An 11,473-nucleotide genomic window follows, 5' to 3' on the forward strand; every position below is an offset into this window, starting at 1 on the left:
CTTCACGTCTGCCAACACTGCGATCCTTGATCCGGCGTACTTGCCGCGACCCGGTTTTTGAACCGAACCGCGGCAAGGCGCCAGGCGTGGGCTAGAAGCTGTAGCGCAGGCCCACGTGATAGAACCGCCCCAGCAGGTCATAGAGCGCCGGATTGGCGTCGAGACCCGTGTTGGTCTGAGGGGAAGGCGTCGGATCCCGGTTCAGGAGATTGGCGACCTTGAAATAGGCCTGCAGATCCTTCGTCACCTTGTAGGAGCCGCTCACGTCGACATAGGTGGCGCCCTTCATCTGGTTGTAGTCGATGGTCGGATAGTTGTTGTTCACCGCCACGGTTCTACCCACCGGACAGCTGCCGGCGGCGCACTCGATGTACTGGCCGCCGATGACGCCGTCGCTGAACCAGCGCTCCTGCAGGCTGAGCATGAACCGGTCCGAGCTCCAACTCTGGACGGCGAGCACCTTCCAGTCTGGCGTGGCCCCGGAGTTTTGGCCCGCGGTATTGACGACGGAGCCGTTGGGGATGCCTTGATTGGTGACGAACTTGTGGGTGTTGGTCGCCAGGGCGCGTAGGTCGAAACGGCCCGGCACGCTTGGCAGTTCGAACCGGTAGCTGGCCTCGATGTCGAAGCCGCTGGTCTTGATCGAGGCCAGGTTGAACGTCTGTGAGTTAACGTAGGCAGTCGTCCCGGCCGGCGGGGCGAAGTTGAAGCTGCTGCAATACTGCGTCACACCCGCATAGCAGAAATTGACCACCTGCTGAGCGCTCAGGCTGGAAATGCCGCCGTTCAGCACGATGTTGTACCAGTCAACCGAGACGCTGAAGCCCGGCAGCCATTGGGGGTTCGACAGCACCACACCGAGGCTGGTGTTCTTGGCGATCTCGGGCTTCAAGTTTGCATTGCCGACCACGTTCTGGAGAACCAGCAGCGCGCCGGGGCCCGAGGGCTGGCCTGGTGGCGGCGTCGTCGACGTGGGAATGGTGAAGTTGGGTATCGTGGTGGTGACCGGGGCCGCGAAGAGCTCCGAAAGGTTGGGCGCGCGCACGTCACGCGAGGTGACGGCCCGCAGGCGGACGCCGTCGACGGGGGTGTCCCAGGTTCCGCCTACCTTCCAGGTATAGACAGTGCCCGAGGTGCTGTAGTCGGTCCAGCGGCCGGCAGCGTTCAGGTTGGCCTTGCCCGCTGCGTCCGAGTTCACCAGAGGAAGGTTTACTTCCAGATAGGCTTCCTTGACGCTGTATTTGCCGGCGCCAGAGTGATAGTTCCCCGCGTACCAGTTGTTGCCCGCCTTATTGAGCAACGGATCCGCCGGATATTCAGTGCTATAGGGCGAGGCCGCCGAGCCGTCGCCATATGGGTCGCCCTGGACGTGGTAGGCCTCGCGGCGATATTCGCCGCCCAAGGCCACAGCCACCGGTCCCGCCCAGCCTTGAATGGGCTCACCGCTGAAGTTGATGCTGGCGACGTCCTGCTTCTGGACCGAATGCTGGTGCGGGCCGTTCTCGGGCTCGATGTACTTGAGCGCCGCGTCGCTGGGCCGCTGGCCGCCGAAGACGTTGATCGGCGCGCAGCCATTGGCGCGGGCGACGGGGTCGGAACACACGATCTGGCCGTTGACCAGGGTGGCCTGGATGGCCGCCCTGTAGCGCGGGGTCAACATGATGTTGTTGACGTGGATGTTGGTGGTGTTCTCGCCGTGCGTGTAATAGGCGTCGTAGTGCCAATCCGAACCGAAGGCGGCGAACTTGCCGTCGGCGCCGATCACGCCGCGATATTGCGTCCGCGTGGGATGAACCGCGATATTATTGGGCAGCAGGGCGTTGCTGGTGCCGAAGGTGAAGCTGGTGATGTTGTTGGCCGCGCAGGCGGCCACGACCGAAGCCGGCAGATAGGGGTTGGAGCACTGCATCGTAAGGCCGGTAGTGGCCCCGCCCGGATTGGGCTGATTGCTGCTCTCGACGCGGGCGATGTTCAGCGTTCCGTAGATCTCGTTATTGTCGTCGATGTCGTAGGCGACGCGGCCATAGCTGTTCATCCGCTTGATTTCGGACTGCAGCGACGTGCCGATGCCGACATTGCCCGACAGGTCACCGCCGACGCAGAAGCCGCCGGACGAATAGCAGCCGACGACCGCGCCGTTCGCGGCCTTGGACGGCACGCCGTTGGAGCCGTACTGGAACTGGAACGGGTTGCCGGCCTGGTCGAAGGCGGTGCCCTGCAACGGCCCGGCGCTGATCAGGCCATACTTGGTGTACTGATAGGCTTGGGCGTGCTCGCGATAGAGGTACTGTGGCGAGCCGTCATTGGTGACCCCGCGATTGACCAGGGTCGCGGTGGTGTACCAGTCGCGACTGCCCGGCGCGTCTTCACCGAAGCCGCCGGCCGGCACGCCGTCCTCGTCGTCATATTCGCCGCTGACCTGGACGTGCAGGCGATCGTTCAGGAACGCCTTGCCCGCCGCCAGTTGCAGCACGACCTGCTTGTCGTCGCCATAGGTGGTCTGCCCGGCCGAGACATTGGCCTTGAAGCCTTCGAAGTGCTTGTCGGTGATGAAGTTGACCACCCCGCCGACCGCGTCGGAGCCGTATGAGGCCGAGGCGCCGCCGGTCACCACATCGACGCGCTGAACCAGCAGTTGCGGGAAGAGGCTGATGTCGGGCACGCCCGTGATGTTAGCCGGCACCACGCGCTGGCCGTCCAGCAGGGTCAGGGTCCGGATGGTGCCCAGGCCGCGCAGCGAGAACGAGCTCAGGCCCTGCGCGCCGCTCGATGTGCTGAACGTGCCCGTGGTCGCGCCGGTCGAGCCCTGCAGGGAGGGCAGTTGAGCGATGGTCGTGAAGACGTTCGGTTCGGCATTGCGCTCGAGGTCCGCTTGGCCCAGCGCCTGGGTCGGCGTCGGGGCGGTGAAGCCGGTGGATCGAATCCGCGAGCCGGTGACGACAATCTCGGTCAAGGCCGTGGCCTCTGGTTCGGGCGATGCGGGGCCAGCTGACGCCTGCGCGCTGGCCGTTCCAGCCGATACGACCATCGCGATCGCGCTCGTCGCGAGCAACACGTTCAGGAAGGGTGACGCCCCTCGTTTCCGACCTAAAGCACTCATCCCTGCAGCCTCCCGTTTTTCGTTGAGTCCATCTGCGATGGCCTAGGCAGGAAGCTGTCAGACAAGCGGGGCGCTCACCATTACGACCATGGTCGTAGGTCGGCCGATCCGGCGCGCCAGCCGCCAGCCTCGAGGGCGCGCCAAAGGCCTGCCCCCGGACTCCAGGCGGCCGCAAACCCTGGATCTATGGACGCCGGATCGCGTAGAGCGCGTGGTGGGTCAGAACAAACAGCGTCTGCTTGTCGGGGCCTCCGAACAGCAGTTGCAGTGGTCGTTCAGGGATGTCCACGCGCCCCAGCTCCCGACCGTCCGGGGCATGGACGAACACCTGGCCGTTGGCGACATAGACGCGCCCCTCCCCGTCCGTCGCGACACTCTCGCCGCCGCGGTTGGCGAAGGGCTTCAGATCGGTGATCGCGCCGTGTGTTCCAACCAAGCCACTGTAGGTCTTGTTCTCGGAACTGTTGGTCAGGAACACCCGCTGGCCAGGCTTGGCCGTCGTGAACCCGTAGGTGTCGAGCGCATCGGAGAAGCGCAGCCCCCGGAAGTCTGGTGGGCCCATCTGGAAGACGCGATAGACCGGCAAGGCCAGGCTGCCGTCGGGCGAAACATATTCCTTGGACTTCGGCAGCGCCATGTCACGGGCGAACATCTCCGCCAGGGTGGTGAACTGGTCGGTCTTGACGTCGAACTGGTCCTGAAACTCGCCGTTGTTCCACCAGTTGACTGGCAGCATGGTCGCCGCGCCCGGATGGTCAACCACCGAGGTCGGCGCGATGACCGTGACCTCCGTGTCGGGGCTGCCAGGCTTGAAGCTGTAGACGTTCCCGTCGCGGCCGTCCGACGACAGCACCAGCAGGTTTCCAGTCCCGTCGATCGCCAGGCTGACGGGATCCAGGGCGTTGTCTCGCACGATCGACAGCTTGCGCGCATCCGACCAACTGTAGATGCGTTGGTGACGGCGGTCGGTGAAATAGAGGGTCCCGGCCGCATCAACCGCCCCGCCGCCCGCCGAATAGAAGCCGTCGGCCAGCTTCTCCAGGCGGGCGCCCGCGGGGAAGACAGAGGGCGCGACGGGCGGCGGGACGACCGGCAGGTCAAGCACCGCGAACTGGCGCTCGCGCACCTCCAGGCCGCTGGTGACGTCTTGGATTGCGTTCTCGTAGGGATACTTGCTCAGGCGTAGGAAGGTGGCGCAGCCGTTCTCGTCACACAGTCCCACTCCGCTTTCGGCGTTGACCGCGACATTGCGGAAGCGAATGTCATGGGAATTGTAGATACGAGCCGCCGCCGAAGCGGGTCGGCGGGTCCGGGTGACGCGGTAGGCGTGGTAATTGGCGACGAGAATGTCGTGGGAGTCGCGGATTTCCAACGAGACGGTGTCCTCGCCCTCGCCTGCCTCCTCCTCGGTTTGCGGCGCGAGCAACTCCCAGTGGGCGACGCGGTTCAAGCTGATCTCCGTGCGCACGTGATGTTCGACCGAGGCCTGGTAGACATGGCCGGGCGTCTGGGTGTCGGACACGTAGATGCCCGAAGAGGCATAGGTGCTGGGGCTCCAGAGATTGGCGAACGTGCCGCCGCCGCCATCTGTCACCCACAGGCTGGGATACTGGCCCGCCCAGCGCCTGGCGGGGTCGGCGTCGGCCGTGGCGTTGGCGTTGTAGGGGTTGAGCCGCGTCCCGTCATACAGGTTGGTGCCGTGCCCGCCCTGGAACTTGACGTCATTGACCATCGAACGTTCGCCCGAGGTCCAGAGCAGGGCCGTGGCGCGTGGATTCACTCCGCCAGTGTTGAGCCCCAACCCCGAGACGATGTTGTCGCCCCCCGCCGCCGACAGAATCAGGGCCTTGGGCGCGCCGACACCCTGATAGCCCGGCGTGTGATCGGGCAGGACGATCTGGGTGAGACTTGGGTGCAGGCCGATCAGCACCGAGTCCGGTCGCAGCCGCAGGGTGTCGGTGACGACGTAGAAGCCCGTCGGGAAATACAGGACCCTATGGCTGTTGATGGCATGCTGGAGGACGGCGGTGTCGTCGGTCGCATTGTCGCCCTTGGCGCCCAACGCGCGGACATCGGTCCATTCCGACACGGGCGGAAGAGCACGGATCGCCGGCGCGCGCGATTCAGGCGAGGTCGCGACAGCCTCCGCCTTCATCAGCGTCTTGGTGACGCCCATTTGGCCTAGGCCAGGCAGGGTCAGGCCATGGCTGAAGGACGTCACCCTATAGGCGGCTCCCAGGCCGGGCGCCGTCTTGCCACTGTCGCGGAAGCGAACAAACATTGGGGTGTTGACGGCTGTCGCGTTCTCGAAGCCGACCTGGGTGTAGACGCTGGTTTCATTGGAAATGACGATCGCGGCCTTCGAGACGTTCTCGAACCGGACGTCCTTGCCCCAGAGCCAGTCGCCATAGCCGCGATCGATCTCGATCCCCACGGGCGTGTCGCGGAGGGCAACATTGACCAAGGTCAGGCCAGCCTCATGCTCGCGGATCGCCGCGTCGCGTTGGCCCTCGAAGGTGGAATCGAGCAGCACGAAGCCCCAGGCCGGCGAGGTCTTCTCCGTCAGAATGCCGTAACGCCCGCCCTTAAAGTGCAGGTCCTCGGCTTCATTGCCGACCTGGTACAGGCCCGCCAGGCCAGACCCGATGTCGAACATCATGTGGCTGAGATAGGCGTGCTGGGCAGCGTGGAAGCGGATCGCCGTCGCCGCTGGATTGCCCCGGCCGATCTTGAAATCAATATTGCTCATCGCTGAATAGAAGGTGCCCGAATTGGCGTCGGCGATGTCCTTGTTGAAAGGCACGCTCCCGGGCGGCGGGAACGGGACGCGACGCGACGGGTCCGGCTTGGCGCCGGCGAAAATCACCATGTTGGCCAACCCCCGCTGGAACCCGGGCGCCTTGTCCGCGAGCAGGATCAGCGGGCGGGTGGCGCCGACCCCGAACACCCGCACGCCCGGCCACAGGAAGATCGTCTTGCTGATCCGGTAACGGCCCGAGGGGAGGAAAACGAGCCCGCCGCCCTCCTTGGCCGCAGCGGCGTCGATCGCGCCCTGGATCGCGGCGCTGTCGTCGGCGCGGCCATCGCCCACGGCGCGGACCACCACGGCGCGGGGATCTTCTGGTGCGGTCGCGAAGACCGACACCGAGGTCGCCGCCAGCGCCACCGGAGCGCTGGCCGCTATGATCAGAGCCATCGCCGCCATTCCTGTCGTCACCCAACCTCGCATTGCGGACCTCGAAAAAAACGTCCCGGCGCGAGGGCCGGGACAGTTGGGGGTGGACGTTTATCGGCGCGCGGCCTCTCGGCTGCGACTGCGCGAATTGGGTGTGCGCTGGGCGCGTTTCACGGCGTCACCGCGTAGAGCGCGTTGTGGGTCAGGACGAACAAGGTGCGCCGGTCTGGTCCGCCAAAGATCAGTTGCAGCGGTCGCTCGGGCAGATCGATGCGTCCCGTGGACTGGCCGTCGGCCGCGTATTTGAAGATCTGGCCGTTGGCGACAAACACCTGTCCCTGACCGTCGACCGCGACGCTTTCCCCGCCCCGGTTGGCGAAAACCTTCAGCTCGGTCAGGGCGCCGCCGGGGCCGATCTTGCCGCTGTAGGTCTTGCCCTCGGACTCATTGGTGACGAACACGCGCTCACCCGGGGCGGCCCCTATGAGACCGTGGGTCTGCAGGATGTCGGACCAGCGCCAGCCCACATGGTCCGACGGACCTTGCTCCCACACGCGGAAGGCCGGCAGGACAAGGCTGCCATCGGGCGAGACATATTCCTTGGGCTTCGGCGCGCCAGCGTCGCGGGCGAACATTTCGGCCAGAGTGGTGAATTTGTCAGTCGACGAATCGTACTGGTCCTTGAACTCCCCGTTGTTCCACCAGCTGACCGGCAACAGCGTTGTGGCGGTCGGACGCGCCGCCGCCGGGGTCGCCGCTATGGTCGTCAACGCGTCCTTGGGACCATCCGGATCTATCGAATAGACCGTGCCCTCCGGACCGAACGAGGACAGCACTAGCAGCTTGCCCGAACGATCGATCGCCAGGTTCACGGGGTCGAGCGAATGGTCGCGGACCACCTCGAGCCCCCGCGCCGTAGTCCAGCGGTAGATCCGCTGGAAACGTTTCTCGACGAAGTAGAGCGTGCCGTCCGCGCCCACGGTGGCGCCCGAGATCGACCAGAAACCGCTCGCCAAGGTCTTGATCTTCATGGGCGGAGAAGCCGCTGCGGTGGGCTGCGGCTTGGCCGGAATGTTGAGTACGGCGAACTCGCGCTCACGCGTCTCGACCTGCTGGGTCTCGTCGATCAAGGCGTTCTCGAACGGATACTTGCTGGCCCGCAGATACGTGCCGCAGCCACTGGCTCCGCACAGGGCGATGCCGCTCTCGGCATTGATATGAACATTCCGAAAACGGATATCGGACGAGTTGAACAGCTTCACCGCCGTCTTGGCGGGGTGGTAAGACCGAGTCACCCGGTAGCCGTGATAGTTGGCGAACAGGATATTGCGCGAGTTGCGGATTTCCAGCGACACCGTGTCCGGCCCGTCGCCGACCTCCTGCTCCGTCTGTGGAGCCAGGAATTCCCAGTTCTGGACATTGTCGAGCACGAACTCGTTGCGCACATGGTGCTCGACCGACACCTCGTAGATGTGGCCGGGCGTGTCGGTGTCCGAGATGTAGAAGCCGGCCGAGGCGAAGGTGTTGGGGCTCCAGACATTGGCGAAGGTCCCGCCGCCGCCGTCGGTCACCCAGATGCTGGGATATTGCGCGTCCCAGCGGCCGTCGGCCACCGGATCGCCGCTGCGGGCCTGGGCCGCGCCAAGCGGCTTGCCGTCCATGGTCGGCGTGCCGCCGCCACCCATGATCTTGACGTCCGTGACCTGCGAGGTCGCGCCCGACCGCCAGAGCAGCGCCGAGGCGCGGGGGTTGATGCGGCCGGTGAACAGACCGATCCCTGCGAGGATGTTGTCGCCGCTACGCGGTGTCGCGATCATCGGACCCACCGCGCCGACCCCAGCATGGCGGGGATTATTGTCGGGCAAGACCAGTTGGGTCACGGCCGGATGCAGGCCAAGCATCACCGTGTCGGGACGAAGCCGCAGCGTGTCGGTGATCTTGTAGAAGCCGATCGGCAGATAGAGCACGCGGTGGCTGTCGATCGCCGCCTGCAGTGCGGCGGTGTCGTCGGTCTCGCCGTCTCCCTTGACGCCCAGCGTCTTGACGTTCGTCCACGCGCTGACCGGCGGCAGCGGGCGAATGGCCGGCGCCATGACCGCCGGCGACGCCGGCAGCGCGTTGATCTCCGCCTGGGTCTTGTATTCGCCCATCTGGCCCTGACCAGGCAGTGTCAGCCCGTAGGTGAAGGACGCCACCCGATAATGGCGCCCTTTGCCGACCACCGTTTTCCCACTGTCGCGGAAGCGGGCGAAGACCGGCGTATTCGAGGCCACGGCGTTTTCGAAACCCACTTGGGTGAAGACAGTGTCCTCGTTGGAGATGACCACAGCGGCCTTCGAGACGTTCTCGAAGCGCACGTTCTTGCCCCACAGAGAGTCGCTGTAGCCCCGATCGACCTCGATCCCGACGGGCGTGTCGCTGATGGTCACATTGACCAGGGTCAGGTCCACCTCGTGCTCGCGGATCGCCGCGTCGCTCTGCCCGTCGAAGGTCGAGTCGAGGAGAGTGAACTGCCAGGCCGGCGAGGTCTTTTCGGTGACGATCCCGTAGCGGCCGCCATGAAAGTGGACGTCTTCCATGATGTTGCCGGCTTGGTAGACTCCCGCGAAGCCCGCGCCCAGACGGAAGTCCATGTGGCTGAGAAAGGCGTGCTGGGCCATGCGAAACCGCACCCCGGCCGCAGCTGGATTGCCGGCCCCGATCTCGATGTCGACATTGCTCAACGCCGAATAGAAGGTGCCGGAATTGGCGTCGCGCACCGCTTCCTTGGCGCCGACCACCGTTGGAACCGGCACGGGAACCTCGCCGACGCTATATTGGTCACCGCCCGTGAACACGATCATCGTGCCCACGCCCTTCTGAAAGCCGGGGGTGCTTGGCCCGAGCACGAAGACAGGCCGAGTAGCGCCGACACCGAAGACGCGCACGCCCGGCGGAACCAGGATGCTGCGGCTCAGGCGGTAGCGGCCAGACGGAAGGAACACCACGCCGTGACCGGTCTTGTCGCGGGCGGCGTCGATGGCGTGCTGCACGGCGTCTGTATCATCGGCCCGGCCATCGCCCACGCCCTTCACGCTGATCGCGCGCGGATCATCGGGAGCGGTCAGAAAAACGGACTGACTGGCGGCCAGCGCGGGGGACGCGGACGCCAGGAACACCGCCGCCAGTATGATAACTCTCATGCCGCTTCCCTGGTTACTTCAACTACGGATAAGGGGTTGGAAGCGGGTCGCCATCCACGACCATGGTCGTAGTTCTCGCCTGCTCGTCTTGCCCCTAAAACTGCATCTTCACTCCTCGGCGGGCCCGCCGACCTATCGACGGGCCCCATCGCCGGTCAGCCCAAGGACGCCGTGTGCAGCCGCCCTCCCGTCAGACTGGACCAGCGCCTGTCGCCCTCATCATCATGGGGGTGAGCGGCAGCGGAAAATCCACGCTCGGCGCCGTTCTCGCCGATGCCTTGGGCTGTACGTTTCTTGACGGCGACGACTTCCATGACGCGACCGCGATTAGCAAGATGAGCACCGGCCAGCCGCTTGTCGACGACGACCGCTGGCCCTGGATTGATCGGTTGGGCGGCGCCATCGGCCAAGCCTTGACGCCAAGTGGAACAGCCGTGGCGGCCTGTTCAGCTCTAAGGCGCAGCTATCGCGACCGCCTCCGCGCCGCCATTCCGGCGCTCACGCGTTTCGTGCTGCTCGACCCAAATCCTGACGAGCTTCAGCGTCGCCTTGACCAACGCACCGGTCACTACATGCCCGCCAGCCTGCTAGGCAGCCAACTGGCTACGCTCGAGCGCCCGGGGGCGGACGAAGCGGCCACGGCGCTCGCCGCCGAAGCCTCGCCCCTGCAATTGCGCGACGCCACGCTGGCTTGGCTGGAAGCGAACGACCGTCAAACCGGCCGGGTTTGGCGTCTATCAGGGCATGAGCCGTTTTCGCCCCTGTGACAGATGCCATCTCATGGCGAGAGCCGCGCCGTCGCCGTCCTGGACCCGGATCGCTTCCACGATCATCTCATGCTCGCGCATCATTTCGCCGATGGCCTCTGGAGGCCGCGAGCGTGAAATGCCGACACCCGCGCGCATGATCCGATCGACGTCGGGCTGCAGCGCCTCGAACGCGTGCAGGAAGGCCGGGTTGGCGGTGGCCAGTACGATTCGACGGTGCAGCTCCATGTCCTCGACGTGGGCTGGTGCGTTCGACAGCAGCGCCGCGCGCAACGCCATGAGGCCCTCTTCGATACTTGCCATTTCCTCTGCGGACCGCCGGGCCGCCGCAAGGCGCGCCGCTTCCGCCTCGAGCACGAAACGCACCTCGTAGCTGCCGAGCGTAGACGGCAATTCCGAGAGCGGCATATAGGCGCTCAGCTTGTCGGACGGCCGGTTCTTGACGAACGACCCCGCCCCACGTCGCGCCTCGGTGATGCTGTCGGCCGCCAAGCGAACCAACGCTTCACGCACAATGGTGCGCGACATGCCGAAAATCTCCGACAGGCGAGCCTCGGACGGCAAACGATCCCCCACGGCCAAGCCGTCAGCGTTGATCATTTCCACGATGCCCGTGTACGCCCGGTCGGCCAAGCGGCCTTCGCTCATTCATCGATCTCCCATTCGACAGGCGCACCATTGCGCCATCCGCGTCTCGTAGAAAGCCGCGTTGACCGAGGCGGCAGCTCAGCGCGTCACCGAACTCTGTCGAGCCAGCCCATCACACTAAAACCTGTATGACAGGTTTTAGTGTCTCTCTAGCTATTACAGAATGTGCACGCTCCCAAAGCCAAAACAGCTTGAACTTGTCCAACAGATAGCGTTACCATCAGCAACGTGAACCTGCATCGACCGACCGAGTCGACGGACAAGACAGGCAGGCGCCGCGTCATTGCAAGATGAATGCGCAGGGATGAAGCAGAGGGGATCAAGCATGACCACGACGGAAGTCCGCGTTCTCGACCGGAGCCCGCAGGCGGCGTTTGGCGACCTTACGCCGACCCAGATGAAGGTCCTGGCAGGCGTCAATTCAGGACTGCTCAACAAGCAGATCGCCTTTGACCTCGGCATCGCCGAGGCCACGGTCAAGGCTCACATGACCGCCTTGATGCGCAAGCTCAACGTTCACAACCGCACTCAGGCCGCGATTGCGGCCCAAGCCATGACGCATGGACTGCGATCCGCCGCCCGATAACCTACCCGCAGGCGA

At 65.0% G+C, this 11,473-nt stretch carries 6 protein-coding genes; 2 read left to right on the forward strand and 4 right to left on the reverse strand.

Annotation, left to right across the window (positions count from 1 at the left end; genetic code table 11):
- Window positions 1–91: 91 nt before the first annotated feature.
- The 3 genes from ACP694_RS08670 to ACP694_RS08680 form a co-directional block, all read right to left on the reverse strand.
- A complete protein-coding gene (locus ACP694_RS08670; protein WP_426011722.1) occupies window positions 92–3,100 on the reverse strand; it encodes a TonB-dependent receptor plug domain-containing protein in 3,009 nt (1,002 codons plus the stop codon).
- Window positions 3,101–3,284: 184 nt separating this feature from the next.
- Window positions 3,285–6,296, reverse strand: a complete 3,012-nt coding sequence (locus ACP694_RS08675; RefSeq protein WP_426011723.1) for a glycosyl hydrolase family 28-related protein — start codon at window positions 6,294–6,296, stop codon at window positions 3,285–3,287.
- Between the two features lie 149 nt (window positions 6,297–6,445).
- Window positions 6,446–9,457, reverse strand: coding sequence for a glycosyl hydrolase family 28-related protein (locus ACP694_RS08680; protein ID WP_426011724.1), 3,012 nt, complete (start codon window positions 9,455–9,457; stop codon window positions 6,446–6,448).
- Between the two features lie 224 nt (window positions 9,458–9,681).
- Here ACP694_RS08680 and ACP694_RS08685 point away from each other — a divergent pair, with 224 nt between their 5' ends.
- Complete coding sequence (locus ACP694_RS08685) at window positions 9,682–10,224, forward strand: gluconokinase (protein ID WP_426011841.1); 543 nt, start codon at window positions 9,682–9,684, stop codon at window positions 10,222–10,224.
- On the opposite strand, the gene ACP694_RS08690 is transcribed toward ACP694_RS08685, so the two are convergent.
- Window positions 10,195–10,872: a FadR/GntR family transcriptional regulator gene (locus ACP694_RS08690; RefSeq protein ID WP_426011725.1), complete on the reverse strand. Its 678-nt coding sequence runs from the start codon at window positions 10,870–10,872 to the stop codon at window positions 10,195–10,197. The genes ACP694_RS08685 and ACP694_RS08690 overlap by 30 nt on opposite strands.
- A gap of 325 nt (window positions 10,873–11,197) precedes the next feature.
- On the opposite strand from ACP694_RS08690, the gene ACP694_RS08695 reads away from it, so the two are divergent.
- The gene (locus ACP694_RS08695; RefSeq protein ID WP_426011726.1) at window positions 11,198–11,458 is read left to right on the forward strand and encodes a helix-turn-helix domain-containing protein; all 261 of its coding nucleotides are present in this window, start codon (window positions 11,198–11,200) and stop codon (window positions 11,456–11,458) included.
- Window positions 11,459–11,473: the final 15 nt, after the last annotated feature.

Source organism: Caulobacter sp. DWR2-3-1b2, assembly GCF_049896345.1.
Taxonomy (GTDB): Bacteria; Pseudomonadota; Alphaproteobacteria; order Caulobacterales; family Caulobacteraceae; genus Caulobacter.

Coding starts and splice junctions, on each gene's coding strand:
- ACP694_RS08690 (WP_426011725.1), bottom strand. CDS start 10,872: ATGAGCGAAGGCCGCTTGGCCGACCGGGCGTACACGGGCATCGTGGAA.
- ACP694_RS08675 (WP_426011723.1), bottom strand. CDS start 6,296: ATGGCTCTGATCATAGCGGCCAGCGCTCCGGTGGCGCTGGCGGCGACC.
- ACP694_RS08670 (WP_426011722.1), bottom strand. CDS start 3,100: ATGAGTGCTTTAGGTCGGAAACGAGGGGCGTCACCCTTCCTGAACGTG.
- ACP694_RS08695 (WP_426011726.1), top strand. CDS start 11,198: ATGACCACGACGGAAGTCCGCGTTCTCGACCGGAGCCCGCAGGCGGCG.
- ACP694_RS08685 (WP_426011841.1), top strand. CDS start 9,682: ATGGGGGTGAGCGGCAGCGGAAAATCCACGCTCGGCGCCGTTCTCGCC.
- ACP694_RS08680 (WP_426011724.1), bottom strand. CDS start 9,457: ATGAGAGTTATCATACTGGCGGCGGTGTTCCTGGCGTCCGCGTCCCCC.